Origin of the sequence: Colwellia demingiae, from assembly GCF_007954275.1 — a bacterium.
In the GTDB taxonomy this organism is placed as follows: domain Bacteria; phylum Pseudomonadota; class Gammaproteobacteria; order Enterobacterales; family Alteromonadaceae; genus Colwellia; species Colwellia demingiae.
On record NZ_VOLT01000001.1, the window covers coordinates 270,004 to 290,091 of the forward strand.

General features: G+C 36.4%; 15 protein-coding genes and 1 pseudogene. 8 read left to right on the forward strand and 8 right to left on the reverse strand.

Translation table 11 applies throughout. The features are described 5' to 3' along the window. The first annotated feature begins 70 nt into the window (after window positions 1-70). Both ESZ36_RS01205 and ESZ36_RS01210 read left to right on the forward strand, forming a co-directional pair. Entirely contained in the window at window positions 71-1,750 is a 1,680-nt protein-coding gene (locus tag ESZ36_RS01205) for a CsiV family protein (RefSeq protein WP_146782392.1), read from the forward strand. A gap of 75 nt (window positions 1,751-1,825) precedes the next feature. Next, window positions 1,826-2,113 (forward strand): DUF1244 domain-containing protein, encoded by a 288-nt coding sequence (locus ESZ36_RS01210; protein WP_146782395.1) that lies wholly within the window; start codon window positions 1,826-1,828, stop codon window positions 2,111-2,113. Between the two features lie 409 nt (window positions 2,114-2,522). Here the strand turns inward: ESZ36_RS01210 and ESZ36_RS01215 are convergent, their stop codons facing one another. Then, on the reverse strand, window positions 2,523-3,242 hold the full coding sequence (locus ESZ36_RS01215; RefSeq protein WP_146782399.1) for a Crp/Fnr family transcriptional regulator: 720 nt from the start codon (window positions 3,240-3,242) through the stop codon (window positions 2,523-2,525). Window positions 3,243-3,632: 390 nt separating this feature from the next. Here ESZ36_RS01215 and ESZ36_RS01220 point away from each other — a divergent pair, with 390 nt between their 5' ends. The 5 genes from ESZ36_RS01220 (at window position 3,633) to ESZ36_RS22470 (ending at window position 6,984) form a co-directional block, all read left to right on the forward strand. Continuing rightward, a complete protein-coding gene (locus tag ESZ36_RS01220) occupies window positions 3,633-4,394 on the forward strand; it encodes a hypothetical protein (RefSeq protein WP_146782402.1) in 762 nt (253 codons plus the stop codon). 193 nt (window positions 4,395-4,587) lie between these two features. Next, the gene (locus tag ESZ36_RS01225; RefSeq protein WP_146782404.1) at window positions 4,588-5,211 is read left to right on the forward strand and encodes a hypothetical protein; all 624 of its coding nucleotides are present in this window, start codon (window positions 4,588-4,590) and stop codon (window positions 5,209-5,211) included. A gap of 243 nt (window positions 5,212-5,454) precedes the next feature. Then, window positions 5,455-6,084 carry a hypothetical protein gene (locus ESZ36_RS01230; RefSeq protein ID WP_146782407.1) on the forward strand — a complete coding sequence of 210 codons (630 nt, stop codon included), beginning with the start codon at window positions 5,455-5,457 and terminating at the stop codon, window positions 6,082-6,084. A gap of 138 nt (window positions 6,085-6,222) precedes the next feature. Continuing rightward, on the forward strand, window positions 6,223-6,588 hold the full coding sequence (locus tag ESZ36_RS01235) for a hypothetical protein (protein ID WP_146782410.1): 366 nt from the start codon (window positions 6,223-6,225) through the stop codon (window positions 6,586-6,588). A 252-nt stretch (window positions 6,589-6,840) separates the two neighbouring features. Beyond that, entirely contained in the window at window positions 6,841-6,984 is a 144-nt protein-coding gene (locus ESZ36_RS22470; RefSeq protein ID WP_170235750.1) for a hypothetical protein, read from the forward strand. Between the two features lie 272 nt (window positions 6,985-7,256). Here the strand turns inward: ESZ36_RS22470 and ESZ36_RS01240 are convergent, their stop codons facing one another. Beyond that, entirely contained in the window at window positions 7,257-8,195 is a 939-nt protein-coding gene (locus tag ESZ36_RS01240) for a sensor domain-containing diguanylate cyclase (RefSeq protein ID WP_146782413.1), read from the reverse strand. Between the two features lie 554 nt (window positions 8,196-8,749). Next, window positions 8,750-9,481, reverse strand: a complete 732-nt coding sequence (locus ESZ36_RS01245; RefSeq protein WP_146782415.1) for a pseudouridine synthase — start codon at window positions 9,479-9,481, stop codon at window positions 8,750-8,752. A 192-nt stretch (window positions 9,482-9,673) separates the two neighbouring features. Between ESZ36_RS01245 and ESZ36_RS01250 the strand changes: the two genes are divergently transcribed. Next, on the forward strand, window positions 9,674-12,865 hold the full coding sequence (locus ESZ36_RS01250; protein ID WP_342779705.1) for an HD domain-containing phosphohydrolase: 3,192 nt from the start codon (window positions 9,674-9,676) through the stop codon (window positions 12,863-12,865). A gap of 299 nt (window positions 12,866-13,164) precedes the next feature. Here the strand turns inward: ESZ36_RS01250 and ESZ36_RS22730 are convergent, their stop codons facing one another. The 5 genes and pseudogenes from ESZ36_RS22730 to ubiU form a co-directional block, all read right to left on the reverse strand. Next, on the reverse strand, window positions 13,165-14,058 hold the full coding sequence (locus ESZ36_RS22730) for an insulinase family protein (RefSeq protein WP_342779709.1): 894 nt from the start codon (window positions 14,056-14,058) through the stop codon (window positions 13,165-13,167). Continuing rightward, window positions 14,032-16,071 (reverse strand): annotated as a pseudogene (locus ESZ36_RS22735) (insulinase family protein); the annotation flags it as partial. The pseudogene ESZ36_RS22735 and the gene ESZ36_RS22730, both read right to left, overlap by 27 nt. A gap of 686 nt (window positions 16,072-16,757) precedes the next feature. Next, on the reverse strand, window positions 16,758-17,909 hold the full coding sequence (locus ESZ36_RS01260; protein ID WP_146782421.1) for a ribosomal protein uL16 3-hydroxylase: 1,152 nt from the start codon (window positions 17,907-17,909) through the stop codon (window positions 16,758-16,760). 40 nt (window positions 17,910-17,949) lie between these two features. Further along, window positions 17,950-18,831, reverse strand: a complete 882-nt coding sequence (locus tag ESZ36_RS01265; RefSeq protein WP_146782424.1) for a U32 family peptidase — start codon at window positions 18,829-18,831, stop codon at window positions 17,950-17,952. A 224-nt stretch (window positions 18,832-19,055) separates the two neighbouring features. Then, the gene (gene ubiU, locus ESZ36_RS01270) at window positions 19,056-20,051 is read right to left on the reverse strand and encodes a ubiquinone anaerobic biosynthesis protein UbiU (RefSeq protein WP_146782427.1); all 996 of its coding nucleotides are present in this window, start codon (window positions 20,049-20,051) and stop codon (window positions 19,056-19,058) included. Between the last annotated feature and the right edge of the window lie 37 nt (window positions 20,052-20,088).

Genomic DNA, 20,088 nt, shown 5'->3' on the forward strand with positions numbered 1-20,088 from the left:
CAGTTTTAATGTAAAAATAAAATTGAGTTAGCTCAACTGATATACTTTTGTCTTAACATACGGATTTTTAATGAAATACCATTCAATTCTTACCCCTGCATTAACCTCATTATGCTTATTAACAAGTTGTATTGCTTTGGCAACCGACAGCGCTAATGTCTCAGCAGTTGAGGAAGCTCGTTGGTTTGAAATTGAAGTTATTATTTTTAAGCAAATTACAAATAACTCAAAAAATACCGAGCAATTTTCCCCTAGTGATCTAGCGGCTAAAAAAAGAAAAGCTATTGACTTATTAGCACCTTATTTACAACCGGATATAGCCTCATTAAAAAAATTACTGCCAATTTGTGAGCAGCAACAAACAAAATTACCGTATGACATAACCATTAAGCCATACAACCTTTGGCCTGAGAGTACTGATACTGAAGAAGCAGCTCTTCTATCAGAAAGCAAAAGCGGTCAAAAGATCAATAAGGCTCAACTTGATGATAATGAAGATGTAAAGTCTTCAGCCAAGATGTCTGTAACTGTTCTTCCAGAAGTTATCAATGAAACAACTGAAGCTATAGCCGAACATAATATAACGGAGCAAGGCGAGCAACCACAATATGTCGCGGTTGATGTACCGGTTTATAACCAATATCCGATTAATCGCCAAATGCCGTTATGTGTGATCCCTGATGAATTTTTCCAACAGCACTTAACTTCAGAGCAACTTGAAAGCTTTAATATCGATGGCTTCCCCATAGATAAACTAACAAACACAATCAATGGGCTTGAACAATGGCGCGATGATGACAATGGTGAAATTACCTGGGCAAGCGATACTCCTTACTTAATTGGTCAAGATTCTCTGCGTTTGAAATCTATTGCTAACCGCATCAAACGATCACGTAATTACGCACCGTTATTGCATCTAGGCTGGCGACAAATTGGTGAAAGTAAAAGAAAATCAAAAGCCATGAAGCTTTATGCTGGTGAACATTTAGATTTGCGCTACCAACAAGCAATGGCTAAACAAGAATCTGAGCAACAGGCACTTGAGATACAAGTTATTTTAGAACAAAGAAAACAAGCTGAAGAGCTGATTCGTAGTCAAATTAATTTAGTTGGCAATGAAACTGCACAAGTAACTACAAACGCAACATCTACCATTACACCTGATAGTGTTACAAACAATGCTATAGAGAGTTCTGAATCGTTCAATGAGTTGTCAATAGCAGAAGAATTACGCCAGCAAGCAAAACAGCAACAGCTTGATACTATATTTCAACAACTGTCGTTAGTGGACAATCAAAAAAGTAACTCTAGCAGCACAAATGTAGATAACACCAATGAATCCGTTAATAACGAAGAGAATATCAAAAGTATTGTTGCTGAGCTGTCATCTGATATAACGGTAAAAAATGGACCATTAAGTGCAAATAGCGCAACAGAAAATCAAGAACAAACCACACCACCGTTACAACCTTGGTCAATAGATGGGCTTTTTAAGGTGCACTTAGATCATTATCTGTATATCGATACCGAATTAAATATTATTGACTCATCTAATAACTCATCGACACTAACTGCGAAACAGAATAAAACATCAAATCGAAATAAAGTAATTTCCTTTAAACAAGATCGCCGAGTGATCACCGGAGAGATTCATTATTTTGACCATCCACACATCGGCATGGTAGTACAAATTAGACGTTTTGATCCGACAAAACCTGCTGATGAAGCGGTTAGCCAGTCGAAAAAATAAAGTAACAATACTTACTCTGAAAAATACAAAACTCGAACTTATTATCAACAAAAAATCACTGTAAAGGTTAATAAAATGGATAAAGAAATAGAAATTCAAGCAGCAGTATTTCGTCGTTTACTAGCACACTTGGACTCACGTAAAGACGTACAAAATATTGAGTTAATGAATTTAGCTGGTTTTTGCCGCAATTGTTTTAGTAAATGGACAGTGAGTGAAGCCGAAAAGTTAGGTGTAGACGTTGATATAGATACTGCGCGTGAGCAGGTATACGGTATGCCTTACAGTGAATGGAAAGAAAAACATCAATTGCCAGCAACAGATGAACAGATGGCTAAATTTAACGAGCTAAATAAAAAGTAGACATTTTGTTTAGCATGAAATGAGTAACTTTATGTGTATTAGCTCAGACTAGAGCTAACTATTATAAATATTAGGTTTACATTATATCTGGCAGGCAGTTTTAAGATCTAAACTGCCGTTGGTATTTCACCTCTTAACGCTAACTAATGCCACCAAAGAAGACACAAGACCTTAATGCCAAAAGGGTTGCTAACAATCTTAAAGCGGACGCTAGCTCAAGAATTACCTTGTGACTTATTCTTTCTGAATTTTCAGAGCGTAAATGAAGAGTCGTTATGATTCGTGTATCTATATTTACACACCTCGCCCAGCTGAACTTACGTGCACTCCTGCGACATCAGCTATAAAGGTGAAGCAACACCAAATTAGTTGAACATTTCACGTAGAGGATAAATTGTAAATAATAAATCTAGACATCCAAAAGCAGTATTCTAGGATCTCGAATACTCAAATCTACCTCATTTAATAAATAACCTAAGCCTTTTAGGTTTAGCAAGTTAATGCAGTTTCGTTCCAAAGAAATATAGTGCATTAATTGTAAATTGATCAAAACTTCATTAACCCGCTGTCTGGATATGCCTATCATTTCACTTAACGCCTGCTGTGATATGAATAAATTAGTATTTGCAGCACTGTTTCTCAATTGATGTACAGCTAGCTCTAATAATAAATAGACAATTTTTACTTCCTTTTTTTCAGAACTGAGTAGTTGTGACTGTAACCATTTAGGTTTCGACTCGTATGAAATATAATAAAGCCAACGGAATGTTTCCATATCTTCATGGATTAAGTGTTGGAGCTTCTCATTATCAAAAGTAATAATATCGATTGTTCCCACCAATGAGAATTTGAAAGAGAGGATACTGTCTTTCTGTGACTGATAATCACCAAACCAATCTCCAGGGCCAAACACCATACTGTTTATTGTCTTTAAACTGGGTGTCTGCATCGTTACAACCGCTGTCCCCTTAATAATATAGCTAACACCTGATGATGATAATTTTTGAAGACTAACATGGTCTGTTGGAACAATTATTTTATGTTGAGCAATAGTTGCCAATTTACCTTTGAATTCATCTGATAATGAACTAGCCCAACGAATGCCATCAATATATTTTTTTTCAATCACTTAATTAACCTTTCAAACTAAAAATAAATGTAAAAATTTCAAAATGTTAATGCTCTAATTTTGAATTTACTAAGTTTATCAAAATAATATACCGCTGTGTCCTATAGCGGACATATTAATAAGATCACACTCTTTATAATTGCGTCTAATAAATAAGGGACTGGCACTAATATATTACTGATATATCATCAAGTAACGAACGTTAGTCAACGAAGATTTTAACCTGTTCTTATTCTCATCAGCCCGCGATTATATAACTGGAAGCCGGAGGTGGTAGTTCTGCACGTCCGGCTCTATGTGGTGATGGCTCAGTAATGGATCGCTCTACCACGATTTTTTTAAATCAAAATTCAGGTTTAACATATAGGATTTTAATTATTAGGATGAATTATGTACCACAATAAAAAAGATACGTATTCTATGAATGCCTTAATGTTCATAGTTCACGTGATGGAATCAATAGTTAAAGATACTTATCCTGACAGCTTACAAGTATGGCCAACGTTACGTAGCTATGACGGCACTGCACATTTAACCGATGAACATGTGATTTTAGTCATTAGAGATAAAATCCAAGGAGATCCTTGTGTAGGGTTAAGTATTGACAAAGTTAGCTTTCATGATCTGCCGACTTTTAGTTTAACAACTACTAATTGTGAAATTTATTGTAATTATTTGATAAAAAAGTTTCAACTTACGAATCGAGATTTCGCAGTTGTAATACCTCTTTCTCATAGTGATAGCTGGAAGCAAGATTATGCTGGACTGCCTAAAGGAATTCTAGAACACCTTCATTGGCAATTAGCAATATTTGCAAATAGATATAATTTATCAATACCGGAGAAAAAAATTGTGAACAACGTAGTTACTACTGGAGATAACAACAAGGTGCTTGTCAACTCAATTGATAATTCGATTAATATCAAAACTGATTCTTTCCCAGAAGTTTTTCAAGAATTAAGAGCGGTTTTAGATAATGTAAAAGATATTAGTGAACGTGAGGCAATTACTCAGTCTATTGTAGAAATGGAAGAATCCGTTAAAACAGAAGGATTTGCAGAAAAATACAATAATTTTATAAGTGTTGCTGCATCTCATTTAACTATTTTCGCTTCTATGCTGCCAGCGTTATCCCAACTATTGGTGCCATAAAAAATGAAATAAGGGACTGGCACTTATATATTACTGATATAACAAATAAAGTAGCGAGCGTTAGTCAATGAAGATATTTTTCCTGTTCTTTTTTAATACTAAATCCTAATTAACCCTAAAGGGCTAACACGTAAAGTACGGCCTTTTTTTTAGTATTTACCTATGTTTTTAGTTCGCAACTAAAAGAGGTTGTATGCCAGATTTAACAGTTGAAGAGTTTTCATTAAAAGAAGCAATCACGTCCTTACGGGTTTTAGAGTCACGAATTGAGAAGTTTTCGATATCGGCATTTTTATTCTTTTCTTTAGCTTCACTCGTAGCCTTAACCAATAATAGCATTGAGATAAACGGGCTAAATATTCAGTCTTCAATGGCTCTGGTTATCATGTTTGTAATTGGCGTTTTTTGTTTCGTATGTAGAACTCTTAGTCTTTTAGGTACACAAGTTTACATTGAAAAAGTAAAAGAGTTGCATATTGCAGTATACCCAAAAGATAAAGGAAAGCATCTTAGTAGTCTTTGGAGCTTCAGCCCATTATCTACATTAGCCTTATTTACTGTTATTAAAGCTACTGGTTGTGCAGGACATATTTTAAAGCCAATTATAGCTATTGGTTTTTTATCGCCTGTAGTTTTTTCATTATTTAAAATACTACAGGCTGGATATTTTAACAGTTTAGTTAAACTGGAACCAATCGCTGTTGTTTTTTTCCTATCATGTCTCTTATTAATGGCCTCCTATTTACTTGAAGGGTACATTGTAAAAGGCGATTTTTCAGTTAGAACCAAAAAAGCGTTAGATTCGATGGTGTGGTAAAAGTTAGCTTACAAGTACTTCAAACGGAAAAATACAGTTAACTGTATAATTTATAAAGTTTAAATTTTATAATCAAAAACTATGCAGTACTGAGTAATTTATTGAAGAAATAGCCTGATATACGCCTCAATATTTACGTAGAAACGCGTTTTTAACGCAAATAAATCGAAAATTTAATGGCTGTTTTTCATCAATGATAAATTCTACAGCCTCGTTATACACAATAGAGGCAGACTTCGTAGTATGAAATGGTTCCATAAAATAGATCAAAAAAAATTTAGTGTAATATTAGTTATTTTATTGTTTTTATTTTTAGCAATTGGTTTTTTCGGAGACAAAAATAGTTACTTTGTCGGAAACTTAACCCCTGAGATAACAGGCGTCTGTCTCGAACTTCTTGTTATATTATGGATTTTTGATCGATGGCAAGAGAAGAGTAAGAAAAAAAAATTAATCTCACTAGAGCGAAGACTTCGTGAGTATTTGATTTTCTTTTTGAAACATAACTTTAAAACCCTCCCAAAAGAGTTACGAGTTGGTCGTTTTTTTGGTATTGATCACGATAAGAATATGGAAGAGTTAGACACACTTCGTGAGTATATCAGCAATAATAAACTTTCAAAGAAAGAAATATTGTCGATTCAAGAGCATTGCGTTCGAGAGGCAAGTACTTTAGATAACCTTTTACCAGTTGCCTCAGAATTGACGAATGAACATTTTAAAGCTTGGTGTCGGATAGTTTATTTCGTAAATTGTATTGCAAAGCAAAAAGAACCAATAAGTAAATCGACGCTTGATATTATTCAAAATATTAAGAAATTTGATACAGCTTCGTATAACAGAGAGTTGTATGTTGGTTCAAACAGCGCATAAAAAAACCTAAACCAGACAGTGACACTGTCGAATTTTTCGCAAAATATACGTAAAAACTGCTCCAGTACACCGCTGGTTAGATTGGCGTTAGTGGGCAAGTCTTCCTGATATACCATCAAACTTTACAAGGAGTTTAAAATGAACTTAGATGCACTAAAAGAAATAAATACGAATAACCCTGAGATATTAGAACAATCAGCAAGAGACAATAATGCAAATGAAAGTACCGTAACAGGTATAGCCTTATTTGCAGCAAACAACGGTTACGATAGCTTAACTCCCCCACAAAAATATCATTTTGATAATTGTATTAGACCCCTAATCGAAGATGTTCAATGCTCTGGTTATAATCATGAATGTGAAGAGGTTCCACGTGAGTGCCCAGCCACTTTAGATGATCAAGATCTTGTTGAGTATTATCAGAATGATGGTAAATACTGTGAAAGTTGCGAAGGTCAAGCATCATCAGATGCCCATTCTAAAGAATCATTTATGCGTGATTAAAAGCTCACTATAAGTTTCTTAAACAGGCACAAACAGCTAGCTGAGATCGTTCCTCGATATTATAGCCAGCTGTTTTAGGCGCTTAGCAAAGCGATATGCTTCTTCGCACCTCATAAATAGGTGTTCACTAATTTTTTCGTCCCAGAATTTAGGTTGCTGGAATTCAATTACCCACGAACAGAGGAATAATCTTAACAGGTAATCACAGCTTGTACTGAGTGGCTATGCTAGCTCTCGGAACAAGGAATATATATGTTAGAAATATACTTGATACTGAAATTAGCGGTTACTATTGACCCAATTACAGTGTTTGAAGCCGTAACTTCAATGGTTACGCTAGTAGGCAACGGTGCTTTCGCTTACTACTGGATTAATAAAATTAACAAGGAAGCTTAATTTTTTAATTAAAGTGGAACAATAATCCCGCTTACACTTTGAAATCCAGTTAATTCTGGTACTTAAAAAATAAATATTAAATTAGTAGTGTCTTATCCTCCATTAATGCGAGTTTGGCACTCACCAAATAACATTGAAACATAAGAAAATCAACAAGGACACGTTACAGATAATTGGACTCCCCCCCCTAAAGAGTGAGGTAATATAAAAGCTACCACACAAATATATTATAAAGAGTCCTATTACTTAATTCGCAGTGACTTGCACAAAACCTATTCAATACAGACTTTATTACGTCCACTTGTCTTTGCCGTATACAGCGCAATATCTGCTCGTTTGGTCACGTTCTCAAATGAAGTGTCATTTACTGTAATCTCACTAACACCAATACTTACCGTTACGGTAATACTTTTTTCATCGTGAAGTATATTGCACTGCTGAGTTGCTACTCTAATTCTTTCAGCAACAACCATCGCTTTTTGGGTCGTGGTATTGGGTAATAATACAATAAACTCTTCACCGCCATATCTAGCCAGTAAATCAATATCTCGTATGGAGTCTTTAAATACATCAGTTAGCGCTATTAATAATTTATCACCACCATCATGACCGAAGTTATCGTTTACCGCTTTGAAAAAGTCTATATCTAGCATTAGTATGCAAAAAGGGAGTTTATCTCGAAGATAAAGTAAAAAAGAGCGTTGAATCACTTCTGTAAAGTAACGTCTATTATATGAACCTGTTAATCCGTCTTTTTCTGCTAGATTTTTAAGTTCTAATTCAAGTAACTTCTGCTCTGTAATATTTATTGCTATCCATAAAACTACCCTAACATCATCTCTTCTTTGTTTTAGTGGGAATACTCTGCCTTGATACCACTGATTTTTAATACCTAATATATTACCTTCATTGGCAATCTCGAAGTCAACACATGTCAAACTATCATCATTAATCGTTTTATTTATGGTATCCATGAAAGTGCTGAACAGATGACTAGGCAATAGCGTCGATAAGTTATTACCCTCTAATTTATCCTTAAAAGGATAAAGAAAAGGATATATTTCATTAGCATTCCCGCCAAGCTGTTTTATAACAAAGCCAGTTTGATCAATAACAAAAATAGGATCAGGAAGCGCATTAAAAAAAAGCGTCAGAACCTCTTCAAATTCATTTGCATCTAATTCGCTTGATGACTTGGTTTTAGATTTCATTATTACCCTTATGACTGAAAATGTTATCTACTTTTCGTGTGTAACCGATGTTAAAAAACGTATTGATTCAATTATATATTTAATAATTGTTAGGTTAAAGGGATCGCTAGATTGAAATGTATTTACGTTAAAATATATCGAAGTCTCGCTAGCTACTCAGTATTAATTTTGGCTAAAGATGAAACAAAGCTTAGTGTAGTGGGCAGGTCAGATTAGCCTCTACCTTAGTAGCTATTGCAACAAAAGTTCGTAATTAAAATAACACATCAATGACTGATTTTTAATGAGAAGAAGTTATAAGGTAATCATAAATGCTTAAGTCCGCTTTATTAGTAGAGGCCGACGTTAGCATAACAGTCCCTAGTGTCTGCAATTCGCACTTTTGAAGTCATGCCAATGCAAATACGTGAACGACCGCAATGTGCCTTTTTCGACTGTCAGTTCGAGTTTGAGCCACTACACTTTATGATGCGATCTGCTGTAATATATACTCTTCGTCACCTCAAGATGCAGGACTCAGTGTCTTGAAGTATCATAGCTATAAAACCCAAAGACTATGAAAACTGAGCGATTTCATCTTCAGTTAAGTCACGCCATTCTCCTGGTGCTAAATCACCCAAGGTTATGTCTCCTATCTGTTCTCTGTGTAAACCCACTACCCTATTACCTACCGCTGCAAACATACGTTTAACTTGATGATATTTACCTTCGGTAATAGTAAGTAGTACTTCACTTCGATAAGAAGCTTCATCAACCAAGTTCTCTTTTTCTACCCGCGTTAATATTGCAGGTCGAGTAAGCGAGTCTTCACCTTGAAGCTGAAGTCCACTGTCAAACCTAGCAACTAAAGCTGATAACTTATCATCATCAATTTCACTGCGTAGCCATACACGGTATGTTTTTTGGCACTGCTTTTTCGGCGAAATAACGTTATGCGACCAGCGACCATCATCGGTGATCAATACCAAACCAGTGGTATCAGCATCTAATCGGCCCGCGATGTGTAAATCGAAAGCTTTATCTACCTCAAGAGAATGTAATACTGACGGGTAGACTTCATCAACATTTGAACAAATGGTGTCTACTACCTTATGTAAAATATAATAGCGAGAGCCACGTGCACTAAGTTGTTGACCATCGATAGTAATAATATTGTTTTCATGTACTTGCATTGCCGCATTTTTAGCAACTTCATTATTAACACGTACCTCACCACTTTTAAGCACTTTTTTAGCTTCGGTTCGGGTGAGTTCAGTACTTTTACAAATAAATTTATCTAAGCGCATATTGGCAAGCAAGGCCTTACTATCAATGAAAATAAGCCGCTATTATCCGCATTGCTTATCAACAAGCAATAACTAATCTCATTTAGTTGTAAAAATGAAAAAAATAAATAACTATTATTAACTATAAAAAAAAATTGATTATAAGTTAAGCTGTTATTATTAAATATAATTTTGTTGTAGGGACATAGCATCTTGAAATTTATACCAAAGCTAGCACAGCACACTATTCGATTTACCGTGGTGAGTATTTTCATTTTAGCTACGGTTGTTACTGCCGTTATTGCTATCAGTTTGCAATATCACTTCAGCAAAAATATGGCGACAGAATCCGCTAGCCAACTATTTTCATTATCGAGTCAAAAAACACAAGAGCATTTACAATCACTTGATCAAAGAGCTAAAAATATTACTCGCATGTTTGCTAAATTTGGAGACCTTGTTGAAGGTAATAAGGTAAGTAATTCTGTCGGGCCTGTTTTTTCAGAAGTGCTAAAGTCTAGTAGTGACTTTTATGCAGTATATATAGGTTTTGGAAATGGTGATCTCTATGAATTAATCAATTTAGACGCTAGTCCACTAATTCGTGCACAAGTCGATGCTTCAGTTTCCGACCGCTGGCTTATCATTGAAGTTAATGGCGAAGCAAGTAATAGGAAACGAGTCTTTAGTTATCTTAATGAAGACTTTACTGTACGAATAGCCCGTGAAGAATACAGTGATTATGACGCGAGTGTTCGGCTATGGTATTTAAACGCTAAAATGGGAGAGGTGTATAAAACTGCCCCCTATATGTTCCAAAATTTGCAAGCCCCGGGGCAAACCTATTCAGCTAAAATCCCTGGCTCTGATGCTGTCCTTGCAGTAGATATTGCATTATCTTCTGTTGATCAATATTTAACGAATCAAGGAGCTGCACAGCACGGTAATAGAGATAAAGAAGTCTATTTATTTCAAAAGTCAGGGGAGATAATTTCAAGTAACCAAGGCAATATAACTAAGACTGCTGATATAAAAGTCAATAAAATAGCACTGTCCGATAAACAGAAGCAACTGATTGCAAACACCCCCCCGCTAAAAGTATCTAATGAGACTGATTGGGCCCCTATGGATTTTTCAGTCTCAGGGCAACCAAGAGGTTATAGCATTGAAATGCTTTCTTTAGTTTCTCAGATGACTGGCTTAACATTTGAATATACCAATGGTTTTACTTGGCTTGAGTTAGTTAAAGAGTTTGAAAGCAAGAGCCTTGATCTACTTCAACCGGTATTCAAAACAGAAGAAAACAATCAAAGAGGAATCTTTTCTAAAACATTTATCAACTTACCATTTACAATTATAACCCAGAAAAATGTAGATAAAATAAGCAAATTAAGCCAGTTACAGGGGAAAGATTTAGCAATTACTCAAGGTTGGTCAAACACAAAGACCCTTAAACAACATTTTCCCACAATTAATATTATTGAATACCCTTCAAGTAAAGCTATGTTAACAGCTGTGGCACAAGGGGAGGTTTTTGCCGGCTTTGATAACGAAGTTATTTTTCGTTACACTCAACAGCAGTTTTTTATTAAAAACATTCAATATCACTCCGATATAAACTTTTATCCAGCAGATTTAAAAAACTCATTACATTTCATGCTGCATGAGTCACAAACCGAGTTAATGGCCATTATTAATCTAGCTATAGATAATATTTCGGAAAAACAAAAAAATTCACTTAAAGCTAAATGGTTTACTCAAAATAAAAAAAACACCAAACAAGGAGTAGTCCCCTATGTGGAGTTAATTGCGTTAGCTGATAATGCCCCGCTTCATGGGAAACTCGTACCATTAGTGATAAATGATATCGAGAGTTTTATCTACTTAACACCTATTAATCTCAGCGAAACAGAGTTTTTAGCCATAATAGTACCGCGTGAAACTATTTGGGCCCCCAGTGCTGCAAAGGTAAAGTTGTCAATTATCATCACAACAATTTGTTTATTGCTCGTGCTGCCGGTGAGCTGGATTTTTTCCAGCCCAATAGTGAAGCCTATTAAGTTACTTGCCTTAGAAAATGAGAAAATTAAAAACCGAAAGTATGAGGAAGTCGATTTAGTTAAAAGTAATATTAAAGAAATTGATGACCTTGCCTCTTCATTAGTTGAAATGTCTGTTGCGATTAAAGACCATGAGCTAAAGCAGCAAGAGTTGATGGACTCTTTTATACAGCTTATCGCACAAACTATCGATGATAAATCGGCTTATACTGGCGGTCACTGCAATAGAGTGCCTGAATTAGGCTTAATGTTAGTGAATGAAGTTGTTAAAGATAATAGTACCTTTAAAGATTTCTCATTCAAGTCCAATGATGAATACCGTGAATTTAAAATTTCTGCCTGGTTACACGATTGCGGGAAAATTATTACTCCTGAACATATCGTTGATAAAGGCAGTAAACTTGAAAGCATCTATAACCGTATTCACGAAGTAAGAATGCGCTTTGAAGTGTTATGGCGAGATGCTGAAGTGAATTATTATCAGGCTTTAATAGAAAAACCTGAACAACAAAAAAAATTAGGTCAATTACTCACAGAGCAACAGCGACAATTAACACAAGACTTTGCTTTTGTAGCCAATGCTAATGTCGGTGGTGAGTTTATGGCTGAAGATAAAGTTGAGCAATTACATCTCATTGCTCAGCAAACTTGGCAACGTCACTTTGACGATACCTTAGGTTTATCTCCAGTAGAAGAGTTACATTTAGCTAAACAAAACGAACAGCAAGGTGACCAACAACAAACGGATGTGCAATCAAAAATTCTTCCTGTAACTGAACAGTTATTAACAGACAAAGCAGAACATATTATTAAACGAGATAATCCTGTCGATTTCGATGAAAAACTTGCTATAAAGATGTCTGCTCCTGAACATCAGGCTAATTTGGGTGAGTTATATAACTTATCTGTTTCTCGTGGCACATTAACAGCAGAAGACCGATATATTATCAATGAGCACATTATAGGTACGATCAAAATGTTAGAGCAACTGCCCTTTCCTCCTGAGCTTGCTAATGTTCCTCGATTTGCTTCAACACACCATGAAACACTTATTGGCACGGGTTATCCAAGACAGTTAACTGCTGAGGAATTAACTGTCCCTGAACGAGTATTAGTGATTGCTGATATTTTTGAAGCTTTAACTGCGGCTGATAGGCCCTATAAAAAAGCAAAGCCCTTAAGTGTATCAATTAATATTTTGCATAAATTCGCCCTTGATCAACATATCGATATTGATTTATTCGAGCTATTTTTAACTTCTGGTATTTATTTAACCTATGCCAATAAATACATGAGAAGCGAACAAATTGACGAGGTTGATATCACTAAATATCTGCGAGTATAAGTAGTAAGTAAGGATGTCACCTGAAAGTAGACTAACAACCTTTAAGTTTAGGTTTTAGGTTTGAGGTTTGAGGTTTGCAAAGTAAATTTCGATTTGCGTAGATTGGCTACAACACCAAGTGATAACATGCCTTGTTTAATAATATCAGGGCATACAATCCCTATTACGGCTGTGGAGCTCAGTTACACAATTAAAAAACTTGTTATAATACGGTCGATAGCTGCAAAAAAGGCTTCTGAATTAATTCAGAAGCCTTTGATCAATTAAAGAAACTACATCACTTTATTATTCAATAATAGTTATCTAACAACCTTACTAAGTTCATTAGTAAAACACTGCTCAGTGCGACAAATACTCTTATCGTTCAAGGCTTGTTTGTAATCTTCATCACCTTGATGGGCAGTACCAAAACTTCGCACAATAATAGGTTGAGTTGTTTCTATTATTGAAGAGAAAAACGCTTTCATATCGCTATGAGTTAACTTTTCAACTTCAGCAATAATTTTTTCTTTACTATTAAAATCAAACATCTTTTCATTAATTTCTGACCAGTAATGGCGTGTTCGCTCATTTAAGTTCTTATCTTTGGCCTGTAAATCTTTAATCAGCCCTTGCTTATATTCATCAAATTTTTCAGCGGTCATCTCATTTAATGTCACTTTGAAATTAGTCATGAATTGATCGATACGGCGTTTTAATTCAACCGGCCCTGCTTTGGGCGATTGAACTAAAAATGACAATCCAGGTAGGTTTTCTAACTTAGTATTTCGTCCACTCACAATATAACCAAGTTGCTGATCGGTACGGATAGATTTAAAGAAAGGAGCGTTTATCATACTACCCAACAAGCCATATTTCGCGCGATTGGTGAATGAGTCATTATTACTAATATAGCTTTCAACGATGGTTGAATCGTTATGGTCTACCACTATTTCTTGAACTAATGCATGACTCATGTTGTTTATCTTAACAACTTTATTAGCACGTTCTTTAGCTACAGAGTTGGTCATATTAAGTGCATGAAGCGTTTTGCCCAATTGAACCGACTCTGCTTTGAGCATATTACCGTGTACCAATACTTCGACTTCAATCTCCTTATGGAAATCGTTAATATATTGCGCTAACTGTGCTGGAGTTACCGTAGAAAGTGCACTAGCTAATGCTTTAGCTGAATAGACTTTAGTACGCTGCATTTGACTTAACGCTGAACGTGCTTGGCTATATGGGCGATCAAACTTAGCATTGTTCCATTTACGTACTAAGCGCTCTTTGTGTAAATTAAAAGCCGCTTCATCGATATCCAAATGTCGAATGCGTTTATTAATCGTACTTAATAGCATGGCTTGCTTTTCATCATAACCATTTACGCCAAAGCCCATTCATGCACTAGTAGACCAAACGTTATAGTATAATTCAGCTTCTTTAGCGGGATAACCAAATTCATTTAAGCTGTCTTGTAATAACGCACTATAAAGATAGTTTTTAGCGCGAGATAGAGCACTTTTTCCTGCTTGGTCAGAGTAAATTTGTACATTAACAGATGCTTTAGGCACTCTAAATTCAGTGTCTTGCTTGTGCCATAATGTAAAGCCTGACTTTTCAAAAACGATGACTGGCTTGTTCGCATCAGACTCAACTTTTTTCATTGTTAGGTTAGTAGCAATAAATGGGTTAGGTGCTGGCAACGAAAAGGCATCAATGCTTTTAGGTGATTGATAACGACTCATCTCTTCTGCATTGATTTTACTCATTGCATAAGGCGTGTTGTATTCAGGTTGCACTTGATCCGTTGTTAACCCTTTAGCAACTAACACTAATCTCATATTTTCAGGTGTTATCTGCGCCAAGTATTCTGTAATTAATTGGTGAGAATAGTCATTATACAAATAACCTTCATTTAAAATATTTTTTGGTGAAAAATACTGTAACTGTCTTGAAAGGTTGCTAGCGGTATCTGCTGCACCCTGTTTCTCTACAAAATCAAAACTATTTTTTGAGATAGCCGCTTGTTCTTTAAAGTACTGTTGGTTGTATTTCTCATTTGATAACAATTGTAAATAAGAAAATACTGCTTCAGTGACTTGTTGATAATCAGCTAAACCTTTAGGTGTCAGTGTAATTCTTACAGTAAAACGCTCAAAATCATCTGGACCATAAGCGCTAGTACCTAAAGATTCTATTAACCCTTGGTTTTTAAGGTGGCTATATAAGCTGCCTTTGCCTTCTTGACCTAATAAAGACGAGATAATAGTAAGTGGCTTTTCTTCAAAATACTGAGTTGACTTGGTAACAGGAAATGCCAACGTTAACTTTCTTATATCTTTCATCGGCTCTATATTGATTTTTACGCCTAACTGCTCAGGTAAATAAGGCTCAACTTTTGCTGGTGTAGATTTTGAACCATTATTTGGAATGGCTGTAAATTTTTCACGTGCCCATTTCTCTAATGTGTCTAGGTCTTCACGACCTACCAATGAAAGTGACATACGGCTAGCCGTATAGTTTTCTTTATAAAGCGCTTTTAAGTCATCAATAAGTGCATCATTTTCGCGATCCGCTAATGTATCTAAATTACCTACCGAAAATTGACTCGATGGATGTTCAGGGTTTCGAGTATCTTTTAATACTTCTCTAATACGGCGAGCATCATCTTTAATTTTCATGCTGTATTCAGAGTGAACCGCATTTTTTTCACGGTCAACGTATTGCGTATCTAAACTAGGTGAGATAAAAAATTGTGCAAAACGATCCGTTGCTTCTTCTAAAGAATCTTGATTTACTTGGAAAAAATAATTTGTGTGCTCTTGACCTGTTCCCGCATTTGACCAACCGCCATTCGCTTTTAAATATTCATTGTATTCACCCACATTCGGGTATTTATCGGTACCTAAAAACAACATATGTTCTAAGAAATGAGCAAGACCTTCGCGATCTTTAGGATCAGCCATATGGCCGATATGTACATCCATTGAAGCAGCAGATTTATCAGCGCTACTATCAGAAACAAGTATCACTTTTAAGCCATTATCAAGCTCAACATAACGGTATTGGCGTTGATCATTTTGACTTTTAACTACCGTTTCTTGATTCGCTAATACCGATTGAGTGTTAGCAGTAGACTCAGTAGTGTTGCAACCACTAAGAGTACTAACGCCTAAGGCTGCGGCAACTAGGGCTGCGATTAAAGTATAATTGTTATTTCTCATTATTATCCTTGTGCTAATGACTTTGTAGCCACTAATATCCAATTGTTTGTAGTAATATACACGCTAAAATAGTGTTAGTGAATGTATAAAGCACGCAATATGTAACATTAAATTCACTAAAAAATCACCTTAAATTAACCTTTTGCTTTTTTCTTGTAAAAAGGATATTCAAAGGATCAACTTTCCCCGCTAGGCACTTTTTGGGACATTCATTTTGAGCTTGAGTTTGGCATCTTGATTCGAAAGACGTGCAGAATGGATTTTTATGTTATAGCGAGAATCAAAGGCATAAGTATGGCGTTTTTCTAGTTAGCGCTGAGGTGGGATCAGATTAGTTAAAACTGAAGATTAAATTTTATCCGTTATCGATAGTTGACAAAGGCTCGTCGCAACTCGATATCAGTTCAAATCATGCCTGTCACTTTTGGGGAGGTATCACTACCGGTTTAGTCTAGAAGCGCTTTGTGCTGCGTTATTGTTCTACAATAACGCAGCACGGCTGTAGTTTATTAGAGTATGCTGGTGCATATTTTACTGAATAGCTATTATCTTTAATCAATTCCTTGCCTGAAGACGTTTCTTAATCCCAGCTGAACCCGCATATTGAAGTAACATAGGTACAACATAATCAGGTAACTGCTATTTTTGAAGGGCAAGCTCAGCTTAATTGACTAAAGCCAAGTTACCTATTCTGCTTCAGCTAAATACCAATAACCTTGGTTCAACAACTCTGTCGCTAACTCAACAAAAGCTGCATTATGACTCCAGTCACTAAGATCATCAGGTAACAACATCACTTTGTCACAAAGTAGTTTAACACCATTAGCAATTTCAGCTGAGAAAGCCAATTCACTTCCATTGATGTAACACAAACCCTGTTCAACAGTATCTTCAAAGTAAAAAGCACGTAAGCCGCCTAATCGTTTAATAGCATGGCTATTGAGGAGATTGCTCACTTCTGAAAGTTCAAACGGCTCATCTGGTATTAAAATATCGAGTTCGTGTTTCGCCGCAGTTAAAAACTGGCCAGTGAATTTTTTAAAGCTTGTTTCATCATCAAGTAAATTTTGAACTTGCGACTTAATACTCGCATAATCGTTATTACTCACTTCACCACTGTTGCTAACAACCTGTCTGTTAGGATCTTCAAGTAATTGAGCACCTTGTTCGCTATCAATTAAATGATCGGCAAAAGCGCTTAATAAACTTACCGCGGAGTTGGCTCTAAAACCAATAGAGAAACTCATCGACGTTTCAAGGGTAATACCTTCATGTGGAAAGCCTGGTGGAATATAAACGATGTCTCCGGCTTCAAGCTCTTCATCAATAATGGCATCAAAAGGCTCTACGTGTAATAAAGCTTCATGGGCAGCAAATTGTACATGCTCTCCACGCGATCCTACGCGCCAGCGACGTTTACCTGAGCCTTGGCAAATAAATACATCATAGTTATCAATATGGGGGCCTACACTGCCACCTGGTGTCGCAAAACTAGCCATTAAATCATCTAAACGCCAGTGCGGGATAAAACGAAATGCTTCAATCATTTCTGCCGCTTCTTCAGAGAAGTTATCAAGGGCTTGAACCACTAAAGACCAGTTCTCATTACCTAAATGTTCATAGCTTTCAAATGGACCAAAAGCAGCTTGCCATTGCCCATCTTTTTTATGAACCAAACGAGACTCTATTTGCTCTTCCATCGCAAGGCCAGCGACTTCATCAGCAGCAATAGGGTCAACAAAGTTTTTAAACCCTCCACGTATTACTACAGGTTTCTTTTGCCAGTATTCGTCTAAGAATTCTTGCTGAGTCATTTGGTTCAAGTTTAAGGTATACATAGTGCTCTCATTTAATTTATTTCAATTAGTACAATTGGTATTAAGCCACGGACATGCCTGCAATTTTATGCCAAAAGCCATTACATTCGCTGATACCATCGAGCTCTTTCCTCGTTGGGTTAACGAGTTGTTCTCTAAAGTTGTCAAGTTGGGTAAAAGCAGCGGTACTATCTGCACTAATTCGGGCAATATCCACCCCCATTGCATCAAGGGCTGGCATTTCATTGATGAGATTATACTGGTAACCCGACAAAGTTTGAATACCATTGAGCACAAATACTCGTTCTCCTTCGCGACTATTCATTCGACGACCTTCTGGGTACTTAATACAACAGTACTCACAATCATCTTTTGCTTTATCTTCTGAGCGTGCAGTAAAGCAACGGGCAGAATAGGCTAGCGGTAGGTATCCCCACGAAAAAACTTCACATTCGAACTGCTGACGAATACCTGCTTCAGTCGCTTGATCTAATAATATTTTTAACCAATCACCACTGAGTTCAACTGGCATCAACCAACGCGTCATTCCCTGTTTTAACAAAACTTTGAGGGTTGATAAGTTATAACAATTAATCGCAGGGCCAGCGACAAAAGGCATTTTCAGCTCATGCATAATTTGCACTGCGCTTAAATCGTTGGCTTCTACCAGAAATTCACCATTATCACACAAGCGCTTTAACACTTGTATTTCAGCAGGAGATTCGAGTAAGGTCATCGTAGAAACAACCACTTGTTTCTTGGTGTCTTTGGCAACGTCTTGCGCTAAGCCTAGCCAATCTTTAGCGCGAAGTTCACGTCTTTTTGAACAAACCGTTTCGCCCAAATAAATAATATCAGCACTCGATTCTTTCGCTTGTTGGTAGAAGTCTACCACCTCGTTTTTCGGCCAAAAGAATAGACTAGGTCCTAAAGAGAATTTCATGATTTTTCCTAAATTTTATTGCTATCGCTAATTTTATAGTTATTCAACGTTAAGCTGTATGCTTCAATTCAAAGGACAAAGCACGGAGTTGACGTTAGTCATTGCTCTTTACATGCAATACTTCGCCTTACAGGTCATACTTCGGGTGTTTAAATATTTCCCGAAGAATGTGTGAGTACTTATGACAAATAAATTGGACAATACAGCGACAGAATAAGTGACGATTACTGCCACTTTCGGTGATATGCACCTAACGTGGTTTGTGAGCCTTCAGATAAATTGGCTAAGGTATTCATCCAAGCACCTTCAACGGCAAAATTTTCTGGATTCTGCTGATATCTGTCTAATGCCATTCGCCAAGTTTTAGCCACTTGTTCAACATAAGCAGGGCTACGTTGTCTGCCTTCAATTTTTACCGATACTATCCCCATAGCAATTAAGTCAGGGATAAGCTCTAAAGTATTAAGGCTGGTAGGCTCTTCTAGGGCATGATAAACATTATTATCAACTTCAAAACGACCTTTACATAGTGTCGGATAACCCGCATTTTCATCTTCTTGGTAACGATCGATAAGTACACCATTTAAGCGAGACTCTAAGCCTTTATCTGTTTCTTGCCATCGAACATATTTCGCCGGTGAGCACGCGCCTACCGTATTAGGAGACTCTCCCGTCATATAAGAAGATAAGTAACAGCGCCCTTCTGCCATTATGCATAAGCTACCAAAAGCAAAGACTTCTAAAGGTACAGGACTACTTTTAGCTAACTGTCTAACTTGTTGTACAGACAAAACTCGTGGCAGTACTACTCGCTGAACATCAAAGTTATTTTTAAAGAATTTGATCGCTTCCAGATTCGTTGTTGAGGCTTGTACTGACACATGACGCTCAACATCAGGATATTTTGTAGCGGCGTAATCTAACACACCTAAATCTGCGATAATTAAAGCATCTGTACCTATAGCAACAGCGTTATCAACGGCCTTTTGCCAACGTTCTTCACCACCAGCATGCGCAAAGGTATTAATGGCTACATGCAGTTTTTTACCCCGTTGATGCACGTAATCTGCAGCTTTAGCCAACTTACCATCATTAAAGTTAAGACCTGCAAAGTGGCGGGCATTGGTATCATCTTTTAAACCGATATAAACCGCATCGGCGCCATTATCTATAGCTGTTTTTAGTGCGGGTAAATTTCCAGCAGGACAAAGTAACTCCACATCAACTCCAAATAGTCATTGTTATTAGAAATAAAAA